The organism is Pseudaestuariivita sp. (assembly GCF_052825805.1).
In genome coordinates this window covers 590,365-615,429 of record NZ_JBRBVB010000003.1, presented here as the reverse complement: position 1 = coordinate 615,429, position 25,065 = coordinate 590,365, and the positions used below count along the sequence as shown (strand labels likewise).

At 62.4% G+C, this 25,065-nt stretch carries 24 protein-coding genes; 10 read left to right on the top strand and 14 right to left on the bottom strand.

The window, feature by feature from the left end; translation table 11 throughout:
* Position 1 precedes the first annotated feature (1 nt).
* Positions 2–1,240 (bottom strand): threonine ammonia-lyase IlvA, encoded by a 1,239-nt coding sequence (ilvA, locus tag ACU0B3_RS07235; RefSeq protein WP_446260149.1) that lies wholly within the window; start codon positions 1,238–1,240, stop codon positions 2–4.
* Positions 1,237–1,986 carry a hypothetical protein gene (locus ACU0B3_RS07230; protein WP_446260148.1) on the bottom strand — a complete coding sequence of 250 codons (750 nt, stop codon included), beginning with the start codon at positions 1,984–1,986 and terminating at the stop codon, positions 1,237–1,239. The genes ilvA and ACU0B3_RS07230 overlap by 4 nt, the downstream gene beginning before the upstream one ends.
* A gap of 116 nt (positions 1,987–2,102) precedes the next feature.
* Here ACU0B3_RS07230 and ACU0B3_RS07225 point away from each other — a divergent pair, with 116 nt between their 5' ends.
* Positions 2,103–3,320: an argininosuccinate synthase gene (locus ACU0B3_RS07225; RefSeq protein ID WP_446260147.1), complete on the top strand. Its 1,218-nt coding sequence runs from the start codon at positions 2,103–2,105 to the stop codon at positions 3,318–3,320.
* Between the two features lie 27 nt (positions 3,321–3,347).
* Here the strand turns inward: ACU0B3_RS07225 and ACU0B3_RS07220 are convergent, their stop codons facing one another.
* Positions 3,348–4,067 (bottom strand): sulfotransferase-like domain-containing protein, encoded by a 720-nt coding sequence (locus ACU0B3_RS07220; RefSeq protein WP_446260146.1) that lies wholly within the window; start codon positions 4,065–4,067, stop codon positions 3,348–3,350.
* 102 nt (positions 4,068–4,169) lie between these two features.
* Here ACU0B3_RS07220 and msrA point away from each other — a divergent pair, with 102 nt between their 5' ends.
* Positions 4,170–4,808: a peptide-methionine (S)-S-oxide reductase MsrA gene (gene msrA / locus ACU0B3_RS07215; protein ID WP_446260145.1), complete on the top strand. Its 639-nt coding sequence runs from the start codon at positions 4,170–4,172 to the stop codon at positions 4,806–4,808.
* On the opposite strand, the gene ACU0B3_RS07210 is transcribed toward msrA, so the two are convergent.
* Positions 4,805–7,057 carry an NADP-dependent malic enzyme gene (locus ACU0B3_RS07210; protein ID WP_446260144.1) on the bottom strand — a complete coding sequence of 751 codons (2,253 nt, stop codon included), beginning with the start codon at positions 7,055–7,057 and terminating at the stop codon, positions 4,805–4,807. The genes msrA and ACU0B3_RS07210 overlap by 4 nt on opposite strands.
* A gap of 91 nt (positions 7,058–7,148) precedes the next feature.
* Here ACU0B3_RS07210 and mutS point away from each other — a divergent pair, with 91 nt between their 5' ends.
* Complete coding sequence (gene mutS / locus ACU0B3_RS07205) at positions 7,149–9,761, top strand: DNA mismatch repair protein MutS (RefSeq protein ID WP_446260221.1); 2,613 nt, start codon at positions 7,149–7,151, stop codon at positions 9,759–9,761.
* Positions 9,762–9,895: 134 nt separating this feature from the next.
* Here mutS and ACU0B3_RS07200 read toward each other — a convergent pair whose 3' ends face one another.
* Positions 9,896–10,456: a nucleotide exchange factor GrpE gene (locus ACU0B3_RS07200; protein WP_446260143.1), complete on the bottom strand. Its 561-nt coding sequence runs from the start codon at positions 10,454–10,456 to the stop codon at positions 9,896–9,898.
* A gap of 9 nt (positions 10,457–10,465) precedes the next feature.
* On the bottom strand, positions 10,466–11,521 hold the full coding sequence (hrcA, locus tag ACU0B3_RS07195; RefSeq protein WP_446260142.1) for a heat-inducible transcriptional repressor HrcA: 1,056 nt from the start codon (positions 11,519–11,521) through the stop codon (positions 10,466–10,468).
* A 104-nt stretch (positions 11,522–11,625) separates the two neighbouring features.
* Here hrcA and rph point away from each other — a divergent pair, with 104 nt between their 5' ends.
* The 3 genes from rph to hemW are packed head-to-tail and all read left to right on the top strand — an operon-like array spanning position 11,626 to position 14,097.
* The gene (rph, locus tag ACU0B3_RS07190) at positions 11,626–12,339 is read left to right on the top strand and encodes a ribonuclease PH (RefSeq protein WP_446260141.1); all 714 of its coding nucleotides are present in this window, start codon (positions 11,626–11,628) and stop codon (positions 12,337–12,339) included.
* Positions 12,336–12,947: an RdgB/HAM1 family non-canonical purine NTP pyrophosphatase gene (gene rdgB, locus ACU0B3_RS07185; RefSeq protein ID WP_446260140.1), complete on the top strand. Its 612-nt coding sequence runs from the start codon at positions 12,336–12,338 to the stop codon at positions 12,945–12,947. Before rph ends, rdgB begins: the two co-directional genes overlap by 4 nt.
* Positions 12,940–14,097 carry a radical SAM family heme chaperone HemW gene (gene hemW / locus ACU0B3_RS07180; RefSeq protein ID WP_446260139.1) on the top strand — a complete coding sequence of 386 codons (1,158 nt, stop codon included), beginning with the start codon at positions 12,940–12,942 and terminating at the stop codon, positions 14,095–14,097. Before rdgB ends, hemW begins: the two co-directional genes overlap by 8 nt.
* Positions 14,098–14,100: 3 nt before the next feature.
* Here hemW and ACU0B3_RS07175 read toward each other — a convergent pair whose 3' ends face one another.
* The 7 genes from ACU0B3_RS07175 to hemJ all read right to left on the bottom strand — a co-directional run bounded on the left by ACU0B3_RS07175 (position 14,101) and on the right by hemJ (position 21,390).
* Positions 14,101–14,979, bottom strand: a complete 879-nt coding sequence (locus ACU0B3_RS07175) for a ParB/RepB/Spo0J family partition protein (protein ID WP_446260138.1) — start codon at positions 14,977–14,979, stop codon at positions 14,101–14,103.
* 15 nt (positions 14,980–14,994) lie between these two features.
* Positions 14,995–15,807 (bottom strand): ParA family protein, encoded by an 813-nt coding sequence (locus ACU0B3_RS07170; RefSeq protein ID WP_446260220.1) that lies wholly within the window; start codon positions 15,805–15,807, stop codon positions 14,995–14,997.
* The gene (rsmG, locus tag ACU0B3_RS07165) at positions 15,803–16,396 is read right to left on the bottom strand and encodes a 16S rRNA (guanine(527)-N(7))-methyltransferase RsmG (RefSeq protein WP_446260137.1); all 594 of its coding nucleotides are present in this window, start codon (positions 16,394–16,396) and stop codon (positions 15,803–15,805) included. The genes ACU0B3_RS07170 and rsmG overlap by 5 nt, the downstream gene beginning before the upstream one ends.
* Positions 16,393–18,252, bottom strand: coding sequence for a tRNA uridine-5-carboxymethylaminomethyl(34) synthesis enzyme MnmG (gene mnmG / locus ACU0B3_RS07160; protein WP_446260136.1), 1,860 nt, complete (start codon positions 18,250–18,252; stop codon positions 16,393–16,395). Before mnmG ends, rsmG begins: the two co-directional genes overlap by 4 nt.
* An 11-nt stretch (positions 18,253–18,263) precedes the next feature.
* Positions 18,264–19,541 (bottom strand): tRNA uridine-5-carboxymethylaminomethyl(34) synthesis GTPase MnmE, encoded by a 1,278-nt coding sequence (gene mnmE, locus ACU0B3_RS07155; RefSeq protein ID WP_446260135.1) that lies wholly within the window; start codon positions 19,539–19,541, stop codon positions 18,264–18,266.
* Positions 19,542–19,556: 15 nt separating this feature from the next.
* Positions 19,557–20,828, bottom strand: coding sequence for a transcription termination factor Rho (gene rho, locus ACU0B3_RS07150; RefSeq protein ID WP_446260134.1), 1,272 nt, complete (start codon positions 20,826–20,828; stop codon positions 19,557–19,559).
* A 112-nt stretch (positions 20,829–20,940) separates the two neighbouring features.
* Complete coding sequence (hemJ, locus tag ACU0B3_RS07145) at positions 20,941–21,390, bottom strand: protoporphyrinogen oxidase HemJ (RefSeq protein ID WP_446260133.1); 450 nt, start codon at positions 21,388–21,390, stop codon at positions 20,941–20,943.
* A 387-nt stretch (positions 21,391–21,777) separates the two neighbouring features.
* On the opposite strand from hemJ, the gene ACU0B3_RS07140 reads away from it, so the two are divergent.
* Genes ACU0B3_RS07140 through dnaQ form a run of 4 tightly spaced genes read left to right on the top strand, consistent with a single transcriptional unit; the run spans position 21,778 to position 24,476 of the window.
* Positions 21,778–22,374, top strand: a complete 597-nt coding sequence (locus ACU0B3_RS07140) for a Maf family protein (protein ID WP_446260132.1) — start codon at positions 21,778–21,780, stop codon at positions 22,372–22,374.
* Positions 22,371–23,201, top strand: a complete 831-nt coding sequence (locus ACU0B3_RS07135) for a shikimate dehydrogenase (RefSeq protein WP_446260131.1) — start codon at positions 22,371–22,373, stop codon at positions 23,199–23,201. Before ACU0B3_RS07140 ends, ACU0B3_RS07135 begins: the two co-directional genes overlap by 4 nt.
* Positions 23,198–23,791 (top strand): dephospho-CoA kinase, encoded by a 594-nt coding sequence (gene coaE / locus ACU0B3_RS07130; protein WP_446260130.1) that lies wholly within the window; start codon positions 23,198–23,200, stop codon positions 23,789–23,791. The genes ACU0B3_RS07135 and coaE overlap by 4 nt, the downstream gene beginning before the upstream one ends.
* Positions 23,784–24,476 (top strand): DNA polymerase III subunit epsilon, encoded by a 693-nt coding sequence (dnaQ, locus tag ACU0B3_RS07125; protein WP_446260129.1) that lies wholly within the window; start codon positions 23,784–23,786, stop codon positions 24,474–24,476. Before coaE ends, dnaQ begins: the two co-directional genes overlap by 8 nt.
* A gap of 20 nt (positions 24,477–24,496) precedes the next feature.
* On the opposite strand, the gene secB is transcribed toward dnaQ, so the two are convergent.
* The gene (gene secB / locus ACU0B3_RS07120) at positions 24,497–25,009 is read right to left on the bottom strand and encodes a protein-export chaperone SecB (protein WP_446260128.1); all 513 of its coding nucleotides are present in this window, start codon (positions 25,007–25,009) and stop codon (positions 24,497–24,499) included.
* Positions 25,010–25,065 lie beyond the last annotated feature (56 nt).

The following is a 25,065-nucleotide window of genomic DNA, read 5'->3' as shown; positions in this document are numbered from 1 at the left end:
GCTAGATCAGGAACTGCGCCAGCATCTCGTCATTGGTGATGTCGGTATAGGCAAAGCCCGCGCCGTCCAGCTTGGCCAGGAACGTCTGGAAATCCTCCGGCACGCTTGTCTCGATCCCGATCAGGACCGACCCAAAGTTGCGTGCCGACTTCTTGAGGTACTCGAACCGCGCGATGTCATCGTTTGGACCGAGGAAGTTGAGGAACTCCTTCAGCGCGCCGGGGCGTTGCGGCATCCGCAGGATAAAGTACTTCTTGACCCCGCCGAACCGCTGCGCGCGCTCCTTGACCTCGGGCAGGCGTTCGAAATCAAAATTCCCGCCAGACGCCACGCACACCACCGTCTGACCCTTGATCGTGCCCGCCAGATCGCGCAGCGCGTCGATCGCGAGCGCGCCCGCCGGCTCGAGCACGATCCCCTCGACGTTGAGCATCTCGACAATCGTCGTGCAGATGCGATCCTCGTTCACCAGGATCACGTCCTCCGAGCGCGTGTCCTTGAGGATCGCAAATGGCGCCGCCCCGATCCGCGCCACCGCCGCGCCGTCGACAAAGCTGCTGATGCGCGGCAACGTCACCGGCGCGCCCTGCACCAGCGCCGTGTGCAGCGACGCCGCGCGGTCCGGCTCGACAAAGCTCAACGGGACATCCGGGCCAAGGTACGCGCGCATCCCCGACGACAGACCGCCCCCGCCAACCGGCAACACCACGCGGTCCGGCAGCTTGCCCAGCTGGTCCACCATCTCGACCGCGACAGACGCTTGCCCCTCGATCACATCGGCATCGTCAAAGGGCGACAGAAAATGCCCACCCGCCTCGGCGCAAAACGCCTGCGCCGCCGCAAGCGTGTCGTCGAAATAGTCCCCGACGAGGCGAATCTCGATCTGATCGCCACCAAACACCCGCGTCTTGTCGATCTTTTGCTGCGGGGTCGTGACCGGCATAAAGATGACCCCCGTCACCCCGAAATGCCGGCAGTTGAACGCCACGCCCTGCGCATGATTGCCGGCACTCGCGCAGACGAATAGCGACTGGTCCGGCGTCTCGGCCAGCACCTTGCGCATGGCGTTAAAGGCACCGCGGATCTTGTAGGACCGCACCGGCGACAGGTCCTCGCGCTTGAGCCAGATGTCCGCCTGATAGAGGTCCGACAAATACTCGTTCCGCGCGCACGGCGTCGCCGGGAAAAGCTTGCGCATCCGCGCCGTCGCTGCCAACGCAAGGTCCTGGAAATCGGTCACCTGAGCGCGCGCCCCTCGACGATATGTCCGTAAAGCGCCGTCAAAAGCGAGATCGACAGCATCAGCTGCAGCCACCCTGCGACGAGGTAGTACGACCCAGCCGCCAGCGCAGAGCCAAGCAGGCTGCCCGCGATCAGCCCCGGGATCCCGACCAGCAAATTAACCAAAAGATTGGCGAGAAGGATGGCCCATGCAAACCCACTGGTGGCACGCCAACTGTCCATGACCGTCATCGTTGTCCCGATGGCCGCCGCCGGCAGAACCATCGAGAACCGCAGCGAGACATACGACACGAGAAAATTGAACGCGATCGAGGCTATCGAGCTGTCCTCGGTGCTGAAACTGCCGCCACCAAACGCCGCGAACAGGACCAGCAAGGGGATCCCGACCAGCATCGTCATCCCGATCACGCGGAGCGAGGCGCCAAGGTACCGCTTGACCGCGTCACCGTGCCACTTTGGCAGTGCCGCACCCGGCTGTTCCTCGAGCAGCACATACCGGTGCCACGCCGTCGCGACCCAGCAGAAAATCACAACGCCCAGCGCCAGCAGGGCAAACACCACGATGACAAGCAGCTGACCGTTCGAAACCGTACCGTCGGGCTGAATGCCTGACGCAAACGACGCGAAACTGAGGTACGCCGCCAAGCCAAAGATCGCAGCCGGCAAAAGCGAAACGCGAAACGCCGGCCCGAGGTTGTCGATCAGCATCAGCACGGCATGGCGGAAAAGTCTGAGTCCAAGCATCCTTCGCCTTTCGCACAGGCAGGCCGGCTTGCCAAGAAGCGGCACACCCGCCGCCCGCCTTGCTCTTTGACCCGATTCCCGGTACCGCCGTCGCCGTCCAGATCAGGGAACCCACCATGTCCGCACCCAAGAAAGTCGTCCTTGCCTACTCCGGCGGTCTCGACACCTCGATCATCCTCAAATGGCTGCAGACCGAATACGGCTGCGAGGTCGTGACCTTCACCGCCGACCTCGGCCAGGGTGAAGAGCTCGAGCCAGCCCGCAAGAAAGCCGAGATGATGGGTGCCACCTCGATCCACATCGAGGACGTGCGCGAAGAGTTTGTGCGCGATTTCGTGTTCCCGATGTTCCGCGCCAACGCGGTCTACGAGGGGCAGTACCTGCTCGGCACATCCATCGCGCGGCCTTTAATCTCTAAAAGGCTGGTCGAGATCGCCGAGATGGAGGGCGCGGACGCCGTCGCCCACGGCGCGACCGGCAAGGGCAACGACCAGGTCCGGTTCGAGCTCGCCGCCTACGCGCTCAACCCCGACATCAAGGTGATCGCGCCCTGGCGCGAGTGGGACCTGACCTCCCGCACCAAGCTGATCGAGTTCGCCGAGGCGCACCAAATCCCGATCGCCAAGGACAAACGCGGCGAGGCGCCGTTCAGCGTGGACGCGAACCTCCTGCACACCTCCTCCGAGGGCAAAGTGCTCGAGGACCCCGCCGACATGGCGCCCGACTACGTCTATCAGCGCACGGTCAACCCCGAGCACGCGCCCGACACGCCGGAATACGTGGAGATCGGGTTCGAGAAAGGCGACGCCGTCTCGATCAACGGCGAGGCCATGACGCCCGCAACGCTCCTCACGAAACTCAACGAACTCGGCGGCAAACACGGCTGCGGCCGCCTCGACCTCGTCGAGGGACGGTTCGTCGGGATGAAGTCCCGCGGCATCTACGAAACTCCCGGCGGCACGCTCCTCCTGGAGGCGCACCGCGGCATCGAATCCATCACGCTCGACCGGGGCGCCGCGCACCTCAAGGACGAGCTGATGCCGCGCTACGCAGAGCTGATCTATAACGGCTTCTGGTACTCACCCGAACGCGAAATGCTGCAAGCCGCCATCGACGCCAGCCAAACCCACGTGACCGGCACCGTACGGCTGAAACTCTACAAAGGCTCCGCGCGCACCGTCGGCCGCTGGTCCGACCACACGCTCTACTCCGAGGCACACGTCACCTTCGAGGACGACGCCGGCGCTTACGATCAGGAAGACGCCAAAGGCTTCATCCAACTCAACGCACTGCGGTTGAAACTCCTCGCTGCCCGCGACCGCCGCTTGAAGTGACCCCGTCCCGGGCTTGACCCAGAGCCTCTATGCCACTTTGAGCGAAACGGCTTTCAGGCTGGAATAGTGACGCATTGCATCTTCGAGGAGCGGGCTTTGCACGTCTGGCAGCGCTCCTTCTGCGCCTGCAAACCCAATCGAGCGATGAACGGCGTCGTACCAATGTGGCGCCCAGGCACCGTCGTAGGGGCGCGGTCCGGCAGACCACGAAAGCATGGCGTCGTCGAACGGGATGTCGATGGCGGAGCAAAGCGCGCGGAGCGCGGCTTTGGGCGCGCGGCGGATGTCGGCTGAGTCGATTACGATAGGCGTTTGACCCATCGCGCGGACCTCGTCGAGGAGCTGCGCCTGGGCGGCAAAGCCGAGGTCGTCTGCCGTCGCCTCCTCCCGTTTCGCAGCGTAGCTGGCGATCACGCGCGCCGGGTGGCGGATGAGGAAGACGTTGGTGACCTCGCGCATCCAGTCGCGCGGAATTCCAGCCACCATATGGTGGGTCATGTGCTTCTGATACCAGATCGGCGCGCCACCCGGGACCGGACCGAGCAGCTTGGCGGCGACCTCATCGGCTGTGTCCGGCATGGCAGCCAAAACTTCGGACCGCATCGGATGGTCTATGCCTGTCGCGCGCAGGTAAGCGCCGTAGAACGGCTCGTCTGAGGCGGCAGTATCGGCGCGATTGCCGAAGGCGTACATCATCGCGGTCGACAGGTTGCGCGGGCCGGACCACATGGCGATGCGGCGCGTCATCTTCACCTCCGTTCACCGCTGCGTGAGACGGCGGCCCGGCGCCTTGCCCGAACCGCACCAGTGCCGCAGCTTGCTTGGCAAGACGTGACAAGGGAGCCTGCCATGTTCAAGATCAAAGTCCTCGCCGTGCTGGTCGCCGTCGGCCTCATCGCCAATGCCAAGACGGCCGCCGCACAGACGGAAACGCTCACCGTGGCGGGCGGGTGCTTTTGGTGCGTCGAAAAGGATTTCGAACGGGTGCCCGGTGTGATCGAAGCCGTCAGCGGCTACACCGGCGGCTCGGTCGACAACCCGACCTACAAGCAGGTGACCAGCGGGCGGACCGGGCATTACGAGGCGGTGCAGATCACTTATGACGCGAGCCGGGTGTCGGTGGACACGCTCTTGTCACTCTTCTTCCGCTCGGTCGATCCGACGGATGCCGGCGGGCAGTTCTGCGACCGGGGTGACAGCTACCGCACGGCGATCTTTGCCACGTCCGGTCAAGAGGCCGCCGCCCAGCGCGCCAAGGCCGACGCGCAGGCGGAGCTGGGACAGTCGATTGTGACCCCAATCCTGCCGAAAACCCAGTTTTTCGAGGCTGAGGCGTATCATCAGGATTACTACAAAAGCGACGAGCGCATCCTGACCCGCTTCGGGCTCAAGACCAAGGCAGACGCCTACAAGCGCTACCGAGCAGCCTGTGGGCGTGACGCGAAGGTCAAAGAGCTTTGGGGCAGCGACGCGCCGTTCATCAACTAGGACTTGCAGGCGGCGAGGATGGCCATGTTGAGGATGTCGTTCGCCGTCGAGCCTGTTCCGCAAATCTGAATGGACTTGTCGACGCCCACCAGAATCGGGCCGATCACGGTGGCGTCGCCCATCTCCTGCATCAGTTTCACGCTGATCGAAGCGGAGTGACGGGCGGGCACCACCAGGATGTTTGCGGGCGCTGTCAGGCGGGAGAATGGGAATTTCTCCCGCGCCTCCATATTGAGCGCGACGTCCACGGTCATCTCGCCCTCGTACTCGAAATCAACGCCGCGCCGCTCGAGCACCTTGGGCGCGATGTGCATCTTGGACGCACGCTCGGACACCGGATAACCGAACGTCGAAAAGCTGACGAAGGCCACGCGCGGCTCCATCCCCAGCATCCGCGCGACCTCGGCGGAGCGCTCGGCGATGGTGGCGAGGTCCTCCTCGTCGGGCCATTCGTGCACCAGCGTGTCCGAGATCAGGACGATCTTGCCCTTGGCCAGCACCGCCGTCACCCCCACCGCGCCATCCGAGGACGAGGCGTCGAACACGGTGTTGAGCCGGTTAAGCACATGCGCCGACTTGCGCGTCGCCCCGGTTACCAGCGCGTCGCCATGGCCGTGCGCGAGCATCAACGCCGAGAAGACGTGCCGGTCGCGCGCGGCGAGCCGGTGGATGTCCTGCGCGTCGAACCCCTTGCGCTGGAGGCGGGAGTAAAGGTGCTCCTTGTACGTCTCCAGATGCGGCGTGTTGGCGGCGTTCACGACCTCAAGCTCGCGCGCGGCGTCACCCAGACCTGCCGCCTCCAGCTTGGCCTTCACATCGTCCGTGCGCCCGACTACCAGAGCCTTGCCAAAGCCGGACCGCTGATACGTCACTGCCGCGCGCAACACGCGGGGATCGTCGCCCTCGGCAAAGATCATCCGCGCCTGCGCCTGCCGCGCGCGCGCATTGATCCCGCGGAGGATCGAGGCGGTCGGGTCCATGCGCTGTTTCAGCCCCTCCTCATACGCCTCCATGTCGATGATCGGACGGCGCGCGGCGCCCGTGTCCATCCCCGCCTTGGCGACCGCCGGCGGGATGCGGTGGATCAGCCGCGGATCAAAGGGCGTAGGGATGATATAGTCTCTACCAAAGCTCAACTTGCGCCCGTAGGCCATCGCCACCTCGTCCGGCACGTCCTCGCGGGCGAGGTCGGCAAGGGCGCGGGCGCAGGCAATCTTCATCTCGTCGTTGATGGCGCGGGCGTGCACGTCGAGCGCCCCGCGAAAAAGGTAGGGAAAGCCCAGCACGTTGTTGACCTGGTTCGGGTAATCGCTGCGCCCGGTGGCGACGATGGCGTCGGCGCGCACGTCATGCGCCTCTTCGGGCGTGATCTCGGGGTCGGGGTTGGCCATGGCAAAGATCACCGGGTTGTCGCCCATGCTCGCCACCATTTCAGGCGTCACCGCCCCTTTGACCGACACGCCGAGGAAGACATCCGCCCCCTCCATCGCCTCTTCGAGCGAGCGGAGGGAGGTGTTGACCGCGTGCGCCGATTTCCACTGGTTCATCCCCTCGGTGCGGCCTTGGTAAATGACGCCCTTGGTGTCACAGACGATGCAGTTCTCGTGCCGCGCGCCCATCGCCTTGAGCAGCTCGATGCAGGCGATCCCTGCCGCGCCCGCACCGTTGAGCACGATCTTGACGTCCTCCATCTTTTTCCCGCTGATCTGCAGGGCGTTCAGAAGGCCCGCCGCGCAGATGACCGCCGTGCCGTGCTGGTCATCGTGAAAGACGGGGATGTCCATCTCCTCCTTCAGGCGCTGCTCGATGATAAAGCACTCGGGCGCCTTGATGTCCTCGAGATTGACCCCGCCGAATGTCGGTCCCATCAGCTTGACCGCCTGGCAAAACGCGTCCGGGTCCTCGGTGTCGAGCTCGATGTCGATTGAGTTCACGTCGGCGAACCGTTTGAAGAGGACGGACTTCCCCTCCATCACCGGTTTCGACCCTAACGCACCTAGATTGCCCAATCCGAGCACCGCTGTGCCGTTGGAAATGACAGCCACCAGGTTTCCTTTGTTGGTGTAGTCGTAAGCGAGCTCGGGCTGTTCGGCGATCTCCTCACACGGGAAGGCAACGCCCGGCGAGTAGGCCAGCGAGAGGTCGCGCTGGGTGGTCATCGGCACGGTCGCCTGGATCTCAAACTTGCCGGGAGACGGCTCGAGATGGAACGCGAGCGCGTCTTCGCGGGTGACTTTGACCTTGGCCATGGAACTTCGCCTTTCGCACGAGACTGGTCCGCCTTAATGTCACGGGCCAAGCCGTGGGGGAAGGGACGTGAGCGCTAACAAGATCACGCCGATGATGGCGCAATATCTCGAGATCAAGGCGCGGCACGATGGCGCCCTGCTGTTTTACCGCATGGGCGATTTCTACGAGCTGTTCTTTGACGATGCCGTGGCGGCGGCGGCGGCGCTCGACATCGCGCTCACCAAGCGCGGCAAGCACGACGGCGAGGATATCGCGATGTGCGGCGTGCCGGTACATGCCGCCGAAGGCTATCTGCTGACGCTCATCCGCAAGGGGTTCCGGGTCGCGGTGTGCGAACAGTTGGAGAGCCCGGCGGAGGCGAAAAAGCGCGGGTACAAGGCCGTCGTCAAGCGCGACGTGGTGCGGCTGGTGACACCGGGGACGCTGACCGAGGACACGCTGCTCGAGCCGCGCCGGCACAATTACCTGGCGGCCTACAGCGCGATCCGGGATACGGCGGCGCTGGCGTGGGTGGATATCTCGACGGGGGCGTTTCACGTGCTGAGCCTGCCACCCGTTCGTCTCGGACCCGAGCTGGCGCGCTTGCGCCCTGCTGAAGTGATTGTTCCGCAAGATGCGGATTTCGCTGTAATAGAGACGATTTCCGAGGGTGGTGCCGCACCGAGCCAACACGCGCGCAGTGCGTTTGACAGTGCCTCTGCCGCACGGCGGATCGGGGACGCGCTGGGTGTTGCGACGCTGGAGGCGTTCGGAAGTTTTGACCGTGCAGAGCTGTCGGCGATGGGCGCGCTCGTCGATTATATCGACATCACGCAGAAAGGTCAGATGCCGCTGCTGCGTCCGCCGGTCAAAGAGCACGGCGCGGCGTTCATGCAGATCGACGCGGCCACCCGGCGCAATCTCGAACTGGCAACTTCGATGTCCGGCGGTCGGGCGGGTTCGCTGCTCGCCACGATCGACCGGACCGTGACGGCAGGCGGCGCGCGGCTGCTGGAGCGACGTTTGGCGAGTCCCTCACGCGATCTGTCGCTTATCAATGCGCGGCATGATGCGGTTGAGAGCCTTGTCGAGGCGACGTCCTTTGCCGAGGATTTGCGTTATGCGCTGCGCGCGGTGCCGGACCTCGACCGGGCGCTCTCACGCTTGTCGCTGGACCGCGGCGGCCCTCGGGACATGACGGCGATACGTACTGCGCTTGGACAGGCGGAGGAGATTTTTCGGCTCTGTTCCACCGCAACTCTGCCCGAAGTTTTGTCAGAAAGCGTGACCGCGCTGTCCGGCCATGAGACACTTATGGGACTGCTGGATGCTGCGCTGATCGCCGAACCTCCGCTGCTTGCACGGGATGGTGGGTTCATCGCGGCCGGGTACGACGCGGAGCTGGATGAGGTCCGTCAGCTGCGCGACGAGGGGCGCGGCGTCATTGCCGGGATGGAGGCGCAGTTTCGCGAGCAGACGGGCATCACCTCCCTCAAGATCAAGCACAACAACGTGCTGGGCTACTTCGTCGAGACCACTGCAACACATGCGGACAAGATGCTGTCCGAGCCGCTCTCGCAGACGTTCATTCATCGTCAAACCACGGCGAACCAAGTTCGGTTCACCACCGTTCAGTTGAGCGCGCTGGAGACGCGGATCCTGAACGCGGGCGCGCAGGCTTTAGACATCGAGATGCGGCTCTATTCCAGCCTGAAAGGCGCCATTCTGGAAGCGGCGGCTGCCTTGGGCGAGACGGCGCGCGCGCTGGCGGAATTCGACGTAACCGCTGCTTTGTCGGACCTTGCGCGAGCGGAGAACTGGTGCAGGCCGACGCTCGACACCAGCCGCATATTCGATGTGACGGACGGGCGACACCCGGTCGTCGAAGCCGCTCTAAAAACCGAGGGCGCGGTGTTTATCGCCAACAGCTGCACCCTGCCGGACACCAAGACGGGGGCGGTCTGGCTGCTGACCGGACCAAACATGGCGGGGAAGTCGACGTTTCTGCGGCAGAACGCGCTGATCGCAGTGCTGGCGCAGATGGGAAGTTTTGTGCCTGCGGCGTCGGCGCATATCGGCGTGGTCAGCCAGCTTTTCAGCCGGGTCGGGGCATCGGACGATCTGGCGCGGGGCCGCTCGACGTTCATGGTTGAAATGGTCGAAACGGCGGCGATCCTGAACCAGGCGGATGCGCAGGCGCTGGTGATCCTCGACGAGATCGGGCGTGGGACGGCGACATACGACGGGCTGTCGATCGCCTGGGCCACGCTCGAACACCTGAACGAGGGCAACCGGTGCCGGGCGCTGTTTGCAACGCACTACCATGAGCTTACGGCGCTTGCGGACACGCTGGACGGGGTGGAAAACGCCACTGTCGCGGTCAAGGAGTGGGAAGGGGACGTGATCTTCCTCCACGAAGTGCGCAAGGGCGCGGCGGATCGGTCGTATGGTGTCCAGGTGGCCAAATTAGCGGGCCTGCCGGCGTCGGTCGTGGCGCGGGCGCGGGTTGTGCTGGATGCGTTGGAGCAAGGTGAGCGGGAGGGCGGAACGGCGCCGAAGGCGTTGATTGACGATCTGCCACTGTTCTCTGCCGCGCCCCCTCCTCCACCGGAGGCGAAGGCTTCGCTGGCGGAGACCATGTTGCAGGACATCGAGCCGGATGCGTTGACCCCGCGGGAGGCTTTGCAGGTGCTCTATGATCTAAAAAAGGCATCGCGCGATTGAGGGCGCGTTAACCGAAATCGGCAGTGCCCACCTTACCAGTAAGGTGGGCACTGCCGAATAGGGTCAGTAGATCATTAAGTCGCGCAGTTGTTGGTGCTGGGCCGAGCCTTGAAAGACTGCACCTGAGGTATTGCTTAACCGGTGAACGACGAAACGCCCACCTGTGCCGGGCGCAAGAGCCGGTCGTGCAGCATGAACCCGTCGGCGGAGACCTGGATGATCTCCCCTGCCTTGGTGCCCGGCAGCGGCGCTTCGAACATGGCCTCGTGCTGCTGCGGGTCGAATTTATCGCCGACTTGCGGTTGGATAGGCTCGATTCCGTGTTTCTTGAACACGTTGACGAGCTCGCGCATCGTCAGCTCGACCCCTTCGATCAAAGCCGCGGACGCCTCTTTTTGCTCGTCCGTTACCGAGGCAACGGCGCGGGCCATGTTGTCGTAGACGGGCAGCAGGTCGCGGGCCAGCTTCGAGCCGCCGTACTGCTCGGCCTCCTTGCGCTCTTTCTGGGCCCGCTTGCGGACGTTTTCGGCATCCGCGAGGGCGCGCATGAAGCGGTCTTTGAGCTCGTCCCGCTCCGCGCGCAGGGTGTCCAGCTCAAGCGCCTCGTCGTCGATCTCGTCCACCTCATCGGCGTATGCCTCGGCCTCGGCTTCGGCGATGTCTTCGAGAAACTCGTCTTCTTTCGGCGTGCTCATCTCAAACCTCTAGCTCCGGTCGGACACCATTCGCCCGACCAGTTGAGCCGTGTAATCCACGATGGGCACGATCCGTCCGTAATTCAGACGAGTCGGCCCGATCACACCCACGGCCCCGATAATCCTACGGTCCGCGTTCATATAAGGAGACACGACCAAAGAGGAACCCGAAAGTGAGAAAAGTTTGTTCTCGGACCCGATGAAGATCCGCACGCCGTCACCCTCTTCGGTCAGCTCAAGAAACTGCGCGATGTCGCGTTTGCGTTCGAGGTCATCGAAGAGTTCGCGGATGCGGGCAAGGTCGCCGTCATCGTCCAAGAGGTTGGCTCGGCCGCGCACGATGAGCCGGTTGATGTCTTCGGTCTCGCCCTGCCAGACGGCCATACCCGAATCGATCAGCTGCTGGGCAAGCACGTCGATTTCCTGACGGCGGGTGCTGATCTCGCGCGCCATCACGTGGCGCAGATCGCTGAGGGTCCGCCCCTCCATCAACGCGTTCAGAAAGTTTGCCGCCTCGCGCATCGAGGACGGCGTCTGGCCCGGGGGCGGCGCGAAGACGCGGTTCTCGACAGTGCCGTCCGCGAACACCAGCACCACGAGCGCGCGGTCAGGGCCGAGGCTGACAAACTCGATATGCTTGATCGGGGCCTCGCGTTTCGGCGTCAGCACCAGCGACGCGCCCTGGGTCAGACCGGAGAGTGCCTGGCCGACATGGTCCAGCACGTCGGAGACGTCCTGGCTGTTGGAGGACACGGAGGTCTCGATCCGTTGTCGCTCTTCATCGCCGATATCGCCAGTCTCGAGCAGGCCATCGACGAAGAGGCGCAATCCCAGCTCGGTCGGGATACGGCCAGCACTGACATGCGGCGCGGCGAGGAGACCGAGGTATTCGAGGTCCTGCATGACGTTGCGGATCGTGGCGGCGCTCACCTTTTCCTCGAGGGTGCGGGTGAGCGTGCGCGAGCCGACGGGCGCGCCGGTGGCGAGGTAGGTGTCCACCACATGGCGGAACACCTCCCGCGAGCGGGCGGTCATGTCGTCGAGCAGAGTTGCGTGATCCACCATCGGCTGCCTCGTGCCACACCGGATGACACAAACAAAGGGCAATCAGTCTTGCCTTTCAACCTCCCCGGGCGGTATCGGGGGGCAAATCCTACAGGAGATGACCCATGCGCCCTTCTGGCCGCCAGCTTGGTGAAATGCGACCTGTCTCGATCGAGACGGGGGTGACGAAACACGCCGAAGGCTCTTGCCTGATCAAGATGGGCGACACGCATGTGCTGTGCACCGCCACGCTCGAAGAGCGCGTCCCGCCGTTCATCAAGGGGTCCGGCCAGGGCTGGGTGACGGCGGAATACGGGATGCTTCCGCGCTCGACCAACACGCGGATGCGCCGCGAGGCGAGCGCGGGCAAGCAAGGCGGGCGTACGGTGGAAATCCAGCGTCTGATTGGGCGGTCGTTGCGCGCGGGCGTGGACCGCAACGCGCTGGGCGAGCGGCAGATCACGGTGGATTGCGACGTGATCCAGGCCGACGGTGGCACGCGGTGTGCTTCGATCACCGGAGGATGGGTTGCCCTGCGACTCGCTGTGAACAAACTGCTCAAAACAGGTGCGATTGTTTCTGATCCGTTGACGGATCATGTGGCCGCGGTCTCGTGTGGTTTGTATGCGGGACAGGCTGTGCTGGACCTCGACTATCCCGAAGACAGCGAGGCGGGCATGGACGGCAACTTTATCATGACGGGGTCCAAGCAGCTGATTGAAGTGCAAATGTCGGCCGAGGGATCGACCTTTTCGCGCGATCAGATGAACACGCTGCTGGACCTCGCCGAAGCGGGCGTTGCGGAGCTGGTCGCTGCGCAGACGGAAGCGACCACATGACGCGGCGTTTTGCCGGCGACACGTTGCTGGTGGCGACGCACAACGATGGCAAATTGCAGGAGATGGCGCACCTGTTTGAACCGCACGGCGTGATTGTCACCGGTGCCAAGGCGTTTGATCTTCCTGAACCCATCGAGGACGGGACGACGTTTGTCGAGAACGCGCGGATCAAGGCGCACGCGGCGGCGCAGGCGACGGGTCTGCCGGCGCTGAGCGACGATTCCGGGATCGAGATCGACGCGCTCGCCGGAGCGCCGGGTGTTTACACCGCAGACTGGGCGGAGACGGAGAGTGGCCGTGACTTTGTCATGGCGATGCAAAAGACGCATGACTTGCTCGAGGTGGAGCAGGCGCCGTTTCCCCGGACCGCCCGGTTTTGCTGCACGCTGGTGCTCGCATGGCCCGATGGACATGACGAGGTGTTTCCGGGCATCATGCCGGGTCAGGTCGTCTGGCCGATGCGGGGCGAGCAAGGCCACGGGTACGATCCGATCTTTCAACCGGACGGGTACGACATCACGTTTGGCGAGATGGACCGGTGGGAGAAGAACAGGATCAGTCACCGCGCCGATGCGTTTCGCAAGTTGATCGCCGGCTGCTTTGGCTGAGGACTGGGTGCACGGCGGGTTCGGGCTTTACGTACACTGGCCGTTTTGCGCCGCCAAATGCCCCTACTGCGATTTTAACAGCCACGTCACGCGCAGCGTCGATCACGACAGGTGGCAGTCTACCTTCTTAGGCGAGTTGCGCAGGGTTAGAGACGAAATCGGGCCGCGAGTGCTCAACTCGATCTTTTTCGGGGGCGGCACGCCAAGCCTGATGGAGCCTTTGGTCGTGGCGGCGGTCATCGAGGCGGCGTGCACCCACTGGACGCCGGCCAACGACATCGAGATCACGCTGGAAGCGAACCCCGGGTCCGTCGAGCGCGGACGGTTTCAAGCCTTTGCCGAAGGCGGCGTCAACCGGGTGTCGATGGGTATCCAGGCGCTGAATGATGCAGACCTCAGGCGGCTGGGACGGCTGCACTCGCGCGAGGATGCGCTGCGGGCCTTTGACGTCGCGCGGGATGTTTTTGCGCGGGTCAGTTTCGATCTGATTTATGCGCGGCAAGATCAGTCGGTGCAGGCATGGGAGAGCGAGCTGAGGCAAGCGTTGAGCTATGCCGTGGATCACCTGTCACTTTATCAGCTGACCATCGAGCCAGGCACGGCGTTTGGGGAGCGACATGCGGCGGGTCGCCTGCATGGGTTGCCGGATGAAGATCTGGGCGCGGATATGTTCGAGGTCACGCAAAGGGTTTGCGCGGAGGCTGGATTTCCGGCGTACGAGGTGTCGAACCACGCAAGGCTAGGCGCGGAGTCGCGCCACAATTTGATTTATTGGACATGTGGCGACTACGTCGGGATTGGACCAGGGGCGCACGGGCGTGTGACGCGAGATGGCAGGCGTTTGGCGACGGAGAGTTACCTTGCGCCGGATACTTGGTTATCGGCAGCGGAGGCTGGGTCGGGATACAAGTGCCAGACTGCATTGAGCGCTGGGGAGCAGGCTCAGGAGCTGCTGCTCATGGGGCTCCGGCGCTATGACGGGGTCGATCTGCGGCGGTATGAGCAGGTTTCCGGAGAAGCTCTTTCAGGGGACGTTGTCTCGGATTTGATAAAGCGTGGTTTGGTCGCGCGGGAACACCATATGTTGCGTGCGACAGCGGAGGGTATGCCGCTTCTCAACTATATCTTGCGTCAGCTGCTTGACGATTAACAGCTACGTGGCGCTGAGGAGACGGCAGAGGCCATCGAGCTCGTCCAGGCTGCGGTAGCGGATCGTGAGGGCACCCGCCTCGGTCCCCGGCTTGTGCTGTATCTCGACATTCATACCAAGGCCGGCGGACAGATCGTTTTCGAGCGCCTTGGTGTCCGCATCTTTCTCGGAGCCGCCCTGACGCGTTTGCTTGGGCTGCGGCGCCGAGACGGTCTTGGCCAGCCGCTCGGTCTCGCGGACAGACAGGCCCTGCGCCACCACCTTTTGCGCCAGCGCTTGCGCGTTGTCGGACGTGATCAGCGCGCGCGCGTGGCCGGAGCTGAGCTTGCCGTCCTTGACCAGGTCCTGCACCCCGTCGGGCAGCTGCAAAAGGCGCATCACGTTGGCGATGTGACTGCGGCTTTTGCCAAGCGACTCGGCGAGCTGTTCTTGCGTGTGGCCGAATTTATCGAGCAGCTGGCGATAACCCAGCCCCTCTTCGATCGGGTTGAGGTCAGCGCGCTGGACGTTCTCGATGATCGCGATTTCGAGGACTTCGAGATCATTGAAGTCACGCACGACGACGGGAACCTCGTGCAGCTGCGCGATCTGTGCGGCACGCCAGCGACGCTCACCGGCAACGATCTGGTAAATCCCCGCCGCGCCGGGCGCTGGTCGCACGACGATAGGCTGGACGATCCCGCGCGCCTCGATCGAGCGCGCGAGTTCCTCAAGCTGATCCTTATCAAAGGAACGGCGCGGCTGGTCCGGGTTGGGTTGGACTTTTTCGATCGGCAGATGCGTGTCTGGCCGTGCCTGTTCCGCAGGCGCGCGTGCATTGAGGTCGACGTCGGACATCAAAGCGGACAAACCGCGTCCCAGCCCTCGTTTCTTGTCAGCCATGGGCGTGATCTCCCGTTAAGCAGCCGCGCGGCGCTGGTTGTTGGTCAGAATTTCCTGCGCCAGCGCCCGATACGCGGCAGCGCCTTTGGACGCCGTATCGTAGTCAAGCACGGGCATCGCGAAGGACGGCGCCTCGCTTACGCGGACGTTTCGGGGAATAACAGTCTCGAAAACAAGGTCCCCAAGGTTCGCGCGCGCGTCATTCTCAACCTGTTGTGACAGCCGGTTCCGCATGTCATGCATCGTGAGGACGACACCTTCGATCCGCAGGTTTGGATTGGCTTGATCGCGAATGTCGCGAACGGTCAGCATGAGTTGCGACAGCCCTTCGAGCGCGAAGAACTCGCTTTGCAGTGGAACCAGTACGGAGTGCGCCGCGATCATGGCGTTGACGGTCAGCAGATTGAGGGAGGGCGGGCAGTCGATCAGAATATAATCAAAGTCGAAGTGCTCCATCTCGGGCTGGCGGAGCGCGTCGTAGAGCAGGTGGCTGCGTTTCTCGTTCGCCACCAGCTCGACGTCTGCCGAGCTCAGATCGACGGTCGCCGGAATGACGGAGATGTTGGGAACCTCGGTTTCCTGGATCAACTCGGCAAGCTCGATGTCTTCGAGCAGCAGCTCGTAGGTCGTGAATTCACGTCGGTCGAGGCCAATTCCAAGCCCCGTCGAAGCGTTGCCTTGCGGATCGAGATCGATGAGGAGAACGCTTTGCCCTTCCTCAGCGAGCGCCGCAGAAAGATTGATCGCGCTGGTCGTCTTGCCCACGCCGCCTTTTTGGTTCGCGATTGCGATGATCTTGGGGCGCGGTGGCGCGGTGGCGTGATCAATCACGTCGGACCTCTTTGACTTTGAGAATAACGGAATCGGCCTGTGTCACGCTGTTTACCACATCGTAGTCGAATTTCCACGATTGGCGTGCGGCCTCTACCTCAGAACGCCAGGTTGCGCCTTTTGGGAGCAGGAACGTGGTTTGAGGTGTGGCGAACGGTGTAGTCCACTCGAACAATTGCGCGAGCGATGCTAAGGCTCGGGCAGAGATGATGTCGTATGGACTTGGATGGACGGCTTCAATACGTTTGGCGATCACAGACGCGTCGAGGTCGAGTTCACGAATGGCCGTGCGCAGGAAGGTTGCTTTGCGTTGATCGCTTTCCACGAGCGTGAAGTGCGTGGGATGGTTGGCTTGCTTTGCCAGGATTGCGCACACGATGGCGGGTAGTCCTCCACCGCTTCCAACGTCCAGCCACGTAGCAGCGTGCTCATGTTTCACGTGAAACACTTGCGCGGAGTCCTGAATGTGACGTTCTTCGAGGCGCTCAAGGTCCCCCCGAGAGACGAGATTTATCTTGGACGACCACTTTCGCAGCAATGCGGCGTAACTTGTGAGCGCGTCTTTTTCATCAAAGGCGGCGCTCAATTTCCGACGGCGTCCAGCCGTTTAATGCGCGCCAGGATCACAAGCAGCGCCGCTGGCGTCATCGCCTCAATCCTCGACGCTTGAGCGAGAGTCTCTGGCCGTGTGGCACACAAGCGCGATTTCAGCTCGTTCGAAAGACCGTCGATCCGGGTATAGTCAAAGTCAGCTGGAATCTTGATGTTTTCATCGCGCTTGAGCGCGTCCAAATCACGAGCCTGACGATCCACATAATTTGCGTAAAGCGCGTCGCGGTGGAGTTGGTGCAGCGTTTCGTCGGACACTTGCATGGCTTCACCACAAAGCGCGCGCACGCGACTTACATCAACATTCGGAAAAGACAGCACCTCCATGGCTGTTCGCCGGGACCCATCATGGCTGACTTGGAAGCCAGCGGCCTGCAACTGCTGAGGCGAGTATGTGTCGCGACACAGGACCTTTTTGCCATGGTCCAGGCTTTCCATCTTGACCTCAAACGCAGTCCGTCGTTCATCACTCACACACCCGAGACCTATTGCCATCGGTGTAAGTCGTTGGTCAGCGTTGTCAGCACGGAGCGAAAGACGGAACTCTGCACGCGACGTGAACATGCGATACGGCTCTGTCACACCCCGACTCGTGAGGTCATCGATCATCACACCAATATAGGAGTTCGACCGCGAGAAGGCCGGTGCATCCCGCTCAAGCACAGACGAAGCTGCAGACAACCCAGCCACCAGGCCCTGCGCGGCTGCCTCTTCGTACCCCGTTGTGCCATTGATCTGACCGGCAAAATAGAGACCACTTACCTGAGGAAGCTCAAGCGACGTTTTCAGATTGCGCGGATCGAAGAAATCATACTCGATCGCATAGCCGGGCTGAAGGATTTCAGCCGCTTCCAATCCCTTGATCGTGCGCACATAGTCCCATTGAACAGCTTCGGGAAGAGACGTCGAAATACCGTTGGGGTAGATGACATCGGTCGACAGGCTCTCCGGCTCGAGGAAGATTTGGTGGGACGTCTTCTCTGCGAAACGCACAATCTTGTCTTCGATCGACGGACAGTAGCGTGGGCCCTTACCATCGATATGGCCCCCGTACATTGCTGATTTGGCGAGGTTGGTCTCGATTATCGCATGTGTCTCTTCGTTCGTATGTGTAATGCCACACGTCACCTGCGGCGCCGAGGGTGCGGTTGACATGAACGAGAACAACGTCGGCACCTCGTCGCCCGGCTGCTCCTCTAGTCCCTCCCAGTTGATCGACTTCGCACTCAAGCGCGGAGGCGTGCCGGTTTTGAGGCGTGCGACCGGCAGATCGAGATGTTGGAGACGTTGAGACAGACGCGTAGACGCCTCGTCACCCATGCGACCCGACGGATAGCTGACATCGCCGATGTGCACGAGCCCGTTAAGAAAGGTGCCGGCAGTCAGAATGACGCGAGGCGCGTTGATTATCGAACCATCGGCAAGTGAAATGCCTGACACGCCCTGCGGCGCGATATGGATGTCGACGACCTCGCCAAAAATCAGCTCAAGGTTCGCGCAGGACGATAGCGCGGCGTTCATGTGTTTTTGGTAAAGAACGCGGTCTGCCTGCGCGCGTGGTCCTTGCACGGCAGGTCCCTTACGTCTGTTGAGCAATCGGAATTGTATGCCCGCTTTGTCCGCCACGTGACCCATGACACCGTCCATGGCGTCGATTTCGCGGACCAGGTGTCCTTTGCCCAATCCCCCTATTGCAGGATTGCACGACATAACGCCGATATCTGACGCACGCATAGTGACAAGCGCGGTTTTTACACCCGTGCGTACGGACGCAGCGGCGGCTTCGCTTCCGGCGTGACCGGCGCCGATGACAAGAACATCAAAGTGTTTCACGTGAAACGCTCCTATTTCCCAAGGCAGAACGACGAGAATATCTGATCATACACGTCTTCTATACCAACATGACCTACCAGTGACTCAAGTGCTCTCACTGCCGCTCTGAGGTGTTCGGCCGCGAAGTCGAGCTCCATGGCATCCTTCGTCAGAAACTCTAGACACCTCCGCAAGTCCTCAGCGGACCGCGACAAATCGTGCTGCTGCCGACTGTGGGCGACTAGGCCAGCGCCTGCGGAGTAGGTCACAAGTTGGGAGGTAACCTGTTGCATCAGATCAGGAACACCCTGACCCGTGAGACCTGACACCCCCTCACCACCAAGGTCGGCTTTTGCAGCAACTTCAATATCACCCGGCCGCATCAAAGCTTGATCCGCCTCGAGCTGCGCTCCCAGGAAAATACGCAGGTGCGCCTCTTTCGCACGCCGCCGCGCCAAATCCACCCCGAGGCTTTCAACCCTATCCGACGTCTCGCGTAACCCGGCAGTGTCGAGGAACGTCACCGACAAGCCGGCCAAATCGACCCTGGCCTCCACCACGTCCCGGGTCGTGCCAGGCACATCCGTCACGATCGCCACCTCCCGGCGCGCGATAGCGTTGATCAGCGTTGATTTTCCAGCGTTGGGTTGGCCGACAATGGCCACTTCGAACCCGCTACGGATCGCCTGTGCTCCCGCGAACCCATCGAGTTGCTCAGTAACCTCATTCAAAATGTGTGCGATCTTCGCGGTCGCTGTCGATAAAACATCCTCTGGGATTTCCTCATCGGCAAAATCGATGCTGGCTTCGATCAAAGCAGACACTTCGATCAAATCCCTACGCCATATCCCCGCGGTGTCGCGCAACGCCCCGGAAAAGAGCGCCTGCGCCTGGCGACGTTGCGCCTCCGTCTCTGCCTCGATCAAGTCGGACAGTCCTTCGATCTCGGTGATCGAGAGGCGGCCATGCTCCATCGCCCGGCGCGTGAACTCTCCCGGCTCAGCGAGACGGCACCGGCCGGTCGCACTCAGAGCGTTCAAGACTGCGCGCACGACAGCAACAGAGCCATGAGTGTGCAGCTCGACGACGCGTTCGCCTGTAAAGCTCGCGCCTTTCTCGAACGGCAAAACCAGCGCTTCGTCGAGAGGCTCCCCACCCTCGTCCTGCAAGATGCGAACAGCACTGGACCGCGCCGGAGGCAGCGTACCGCACAGACTTTCCGCTACAGACCAGGAATCTGGTCCCGAAAGACGAACCACCGCGACGCCGGACTTCCCTTGCGCCGTCGCGAGCGCAAAGATCGTGTCCATCGCGCCCTCCCCGGTTTAGGTGTTCATCGAGTCGAAGAATTCCGAGTTCGTCTTGGTCTGCTTGAGCTTGCTCAGCAGGAACTCCACCGCGTCCGTCGTTCCCATCGGGTTGAGGATTCGGCGCAAGACAAATGTCTTTTGCAGGTCCACCTTGTCGATGAGCAGGTCTTCCTTACGCGTGCCGGACTTGAGGATGTCGATCGCCGGGAACACGCGTTTGTCGGCCACCTTGCGGTCCAGGATGATCTCCGAGTTACCGGTGCCTTTGAATTCTTCGAAAATCACCTCGTCCATCCGGCTGCCTGTGTCGATCAGCGCGGTGGAGATGATGGTGAGCGAGCCGCCCTCTTCAATGTTGCGCGCCGCGCCAAAGAATCGTTTCGGGCGTTGCAGCGCGTTGGCATCCACACCGCCAGTTAGCACCTTACCCGACGATGGCACCACAGTGTTGTAGGCGCGTCCAAGTCTGGTGATTGAATCGAGCAAAATCACAACATCTCGTTTGTGCTCGACCAGCCGTTTCGCCTTTTCGATCACCATCTCGGAGACTGCCACGTGCCGCTGCGCCGGTTCGTCAAAGGTCGACGAGATCACCTCCCCTTTGACTGAGCGCTGCATATCGGTGACCTCTTCAGGCCGTTCGTCGATCAGCAGCACGATCAGGTAGCACTCCGGGTGGTTCGCCTCGATCGAGTGCGCGATGTTCTGCAAGATCACCGTCTTGCCGGTCCGCGGCGGTGCGGTGATCAGCGAGCGCTGACCCTTCCCGATCGGCGCCACCAGGTCGATGACGCGCGCGGACTTGTCCTTGATCGTGGGATCCTCGATCTCCATCTTGAGCCGCTCGTCGGGGTAGAGCGGCGTGAGGTTGTCAAAGGCAATCTTGTGTTTCGCCTTTTCCGGGTCCTCGAAATTGATCGAGCGCGCGTTCATCAGCGCAAAGTACCGTTCATTGTCGTCCGGTGCCTTGATCACCCCGTCGACCGTGTCGCCTGTGCGCAGCGAGAATTTGCGGATCATGTCCGGGGAGACATAGATGTCGTCCGGGCCCGGCAGGTAGTTCGCCTCCGGCGAGCGCAGGAACCCGAACCCGTCCTGCAGCACCTCCAGCACGCCGTCGCCCGAGATCTCCCACCCTTCATCCGCGCGTTCGCGCAGGATCTGGAACATCATCTCGCCCTTGCGCATGGTCGAGGCGTTCTCGATTTCCAACTCTTCCGCTAGCGACAGCAGCGCCTTGGGGCTTTGCGCCTTGAGATCGGCGAGGCTCAGCGTTTCTTCGGACATGTCACACCTAACGAGGGCCACAGCCAGTCGGCGCGGCGCAAATGGGTCTTGGGGGAAAACGTCTCAGGACAGAGACGCGCTCAGTTAAGCGGGAGCGCGGCGCGCGTCAAGTTCAGAACTTCACCACCACCGCGCAGACGATGACGATCAAGAGCAGCGTCGGCACTTCGTTCATCATGCGGAATGTGCGGCCCGAATGTTGGCTGGTGCCTGCGGCCAGCTCCTTGCGACGGCCTGCGCACCACATGTGAAACCACGTCATCGCGATAACCGAGGCCGCCTTGACCCATGGCCAGACCGATCCCCAGTCGACGATGCCGGGCGTCGCCACCAGAGCCAGCCCGAACACCCAGGTCGCGATCATAGCCGGGTTCATGATGGCGCGCAGCAGCCGCCGCTCCATCACCACAAACGTGTCGTGCAAGATGCCCGGCTCTGTCGCCCTCTCAGCGTGATAGACAAAGAGGCGAGGCAGGTAGAACAGCCCCGCCATCCAGGCCACCACCGAAATGATGTGCAGGCTCTTGGTCCAAGGATACGCTGTCGAAAGGAAATCAGCCATGATCTCTTCCCTATAAATAATATAGAAAGAAAAGAAAGATGATTGAGATGTGAGCGCCAAAACCGTGGATTATCCGGTTGCCCGCCGACTTACCCCCACGCGTCGCGCAATGTGGGGGAAAGAGTGAAGAAACGGTGAATGAGTGGTAATAGATATAACTTTCAATGGCTTGATATCTCACGGAAGGTGCATGGGTGTGCAAAACCCTCAGGACATCTCCAGACCAACTCCCTTTCCTCACCACGTCCGACTTGTCCTTCTCCACTCGGCACAAACGCCACCGAAAATCCCTATTGCCCCCAACACCGCAAAGCAAACCCGGTGGACCTTGCGACCGTCCCCGTCTATCCGCGTCCGCGCCCCAAGGCTTTTCCAAGGGTTATCCAGATGTCCGACGTTATCCTTGCCTCCGGCTCCGCCATCCGCGCGACCCTTCTGACAAACGCGGGCGTGCCGTTTACCGTGCAAAAGCCGCGCGTGGACGAGGACGCCGTCAAGGCTGCGCTCCTCGCCGAAGAGGCGCCGCCCCGTGACATCGCCGACGCCCTGGCCGAGCTCAAGGCCCGCAAGGTGAGTGAAAAATCACCCGGCGCGCTGGTGCTCGGCAGCGACCAGGTGCTCGCCTTCGAAGGCGCCATCCTCAGCAAGCCAGCCACACCCGAAGAAGCGATAGACCAGATCACGATGCTCCGCGGCAAACGCCACACGCTTTATTCCGCGGCTGTCATCTGCGAGGACGGGGCGCCCATCTGGCGGCACGTCGGGCAGGCGCATCTTAGCATGCGGCTTTTGACGGATGCCTATATCGCCGACTACGTGGCGCGCCACTGGGACAGCATTCGTCACTCCGTTGGCGGCTACAAGCTCGAGGAAGAAGGCGTGCGATTCTTCACCCGCATCGACGGCGATTATTTCACAATTCTCGGCCTGCCGTTGCTTCCGATATTGTCCTACCTCGTCACCCGCGACATTCTGCGCGCATGAGCAATGCCCCCCTCCTTGCCGGTGTGATCGGTGCGCCGATCGGCCATTCGCGCTCCCCGCAGCTGCACACCCACTGGCTGCGCCAGCTGGGCATCCGTGGTCACTACATCCCGATGGAGGTGCAGGCGTCCGATCTCGAGGAGGTCCTGCGCATGCTGCCGAGGATGGGGTTTCGCGGTGTGAACGTGACGATTCCCCACAAAGAGCGCGTGCTCGAGATCGCCGACCAAGCAACCGACCGAGCGACGTTGATGGGGGCCGCGAACACGATCATCTTTCGCGCCGATGGCAAGTTGCACGCGGACAACACCGACGGGTACGGATTTCTCGCCAATCTCAAGCAGCAAGCGCCGATGTGGGAGCCGGACGCCGGCCCGGCCCTTGTGCTCGGCGCGGGCGGCGCGTCGCGTGCGGTCATCGCGGCGCTGCTCGACGCAGGCGTGCAGGACGTGGTCATCACCAACCGCACGCGCATCCGCGCGGACCAGCTCTCGGACGCATTCGGCAAACGGGTGCGCGTTGCCGAATGGGTGCAGGCCGGCAATCTGATGGAGACGGCGACCACCGTCATCAACACCACCGCCCTTGGCATGGTCGGCAAGCCCGAGATGCGCGTGCCGCTCGATGGATTGCGCGAAAACACTGTGGTCAGCGATCTGGTCTACACTCCGCTTGACACACGCCTGTTGACCGTCGCTGCGGAGCGTGGCTGTCATTGCGTCGATGGGCTTGGCATGCTTCTCCATCAGGCGGTCCCCGCGTTCGAGCGGTTCTTCGGCATGCGCCCCACCGTGGACGAGGCAACGCGCCGCGCCGCGCTGGCATGACCTTCCGGCTCGGCCTGACCGGGTCCATCGGCATGGGAAAATCAACGACGGCGCAGATGTTCATCGATGCAGGCTGCGCGCTTTGGGATGCGGATGCCGCCGTACATCGGCTCTATTCCAGCGGAGGAGCGGCCGTTCCGGCACTTTCCGACCTCTGCCCGGACGCTATCGAGGACGGCGCCGTCTCCCGCGCCAAGCTGCGCGATGCGATCAGCGCCGACCGATCCTTGCTGGAACGCATCGAAGCCATCGTGCACCCACTCGTGCAAGCAGACCGCCAAGCCTTTTTCGACACTGTTACAGCCCAAATCGCGGTTTTCGACATCCCCCTCCTCTTCGAGACAGGCTCAGAAAACAGCTTCGACGCCGTCGCCTGTGTCTGGGTCGACCCTGACATCCAACGTGCCCGCGTCCTTGCCCGCGGCACGATGACCGAAGCGCAGTTCGACGCGATCCGGGCCAAGCAAATGCCGATTGAAGACAAGCTTGCCCGCGCGCACTATCACATTCACACCGACACGCTCGACCATGCGCGCCGTCAGGTGCAGCAGATCGTGGCGGACATCCGGGGAGTGGAAACCGATGCGTGAGATTGTTCTCGATACCGAAACAACCGGCTTTGACCCAGAGCAAGGCGACCGCATCGTCGAGATCGGCGCGGTCGAGCTGCAAGGCCACCTGCCCACCGGGCGCACCTACCACCAGTACATCAACCCTGAGCGGGCGATGCCGCAGGAGGCGTTCGAGGTGCACGGGCTGGGCGATGACTTTCTGCGCGACAAACCCAAATTTGCCGAAATCGGGCAGGCGTTCCTGGATTTTGTCGGCGACGCCAAACTGGTGATTCACAACGCCGCGTTCGACATGAAATTCCTCAACGCCGAACTCGGCTGGATGAAGGCGCGGCAACTCCCCTGGGAACAGGCCGTCGACACCCTCGCCATCGCACGCAAGCGCTTTCCCGGCTCACCGGCCTCCCTCGATGCGCTCTGCCGCCGGTTCGGGATCGACAACACCGCACGCACACTGCACGGCGCGCTTCTCGACAGTGAAATCCTGGCGGAGGTCTACCTCGAGCTGATCGGCGGGCGGCAGCCCGACTTTGGCCTCGGATCAGCCGGACACGGCACCGGGCCAACCGGTTCAGACGCCGAATGGCGTGCACCCAAACGCCCGCGCGCGCTCCCCTCCCGCGTCAGCGAGGAAGAACAAGCCGCGCACAGCGCATTTGTCGAAAAGCTGGGAGATGACGCAGTCTGGCGCAAGTTCGGATGACCCGCGCCAGACGGTAGACGTTACGCGGTGCCGGTCGGCCCGGCCTGCGCGGCCTGACGCTTCATCAGCTCGGTCCGATAAAGACCCACGAAATCAATGGTTTCAAGGTTCAGCGGCGGGAAACCACCGTCGCGCGTCACGTCGCTCACGATGCGGCGCACAAACGGGAACAGCATCCGCGGACACTCGATCAGCAGGAACGGGTGCATCTGCTCGTCCGGGATCCCCTCGATGCGGAAGACACCGGCGTAGTCGAGCTCGAGCACGAACAGGACTGCGTCGCCATCCTTGGCCTTGGAGGTCACGTTCAGCTTGATCGCGACCTCGTACTGGTGCTCCGTCGACCGCTTTTTGGCGTCGAGATTCACCTGCACCTGCACGTCGGGCTGCACCTCGCCGGTGGCGCCCTTCTGGCTCAGAATGTTTTCAAACGACATGTCGCGGATGAACTGCGCGAGGATGTTCATCTGGACTTGCGGCTGTTGTTGCGGCGCGGCGTTCGGCTGCGCCTCGGGGGTGGTGTCGTCTGCCATGATGGCCTCTCTGTCGTCTCAACTTGGGCGGAGCGATACCAGCTTAGCCGTGGACC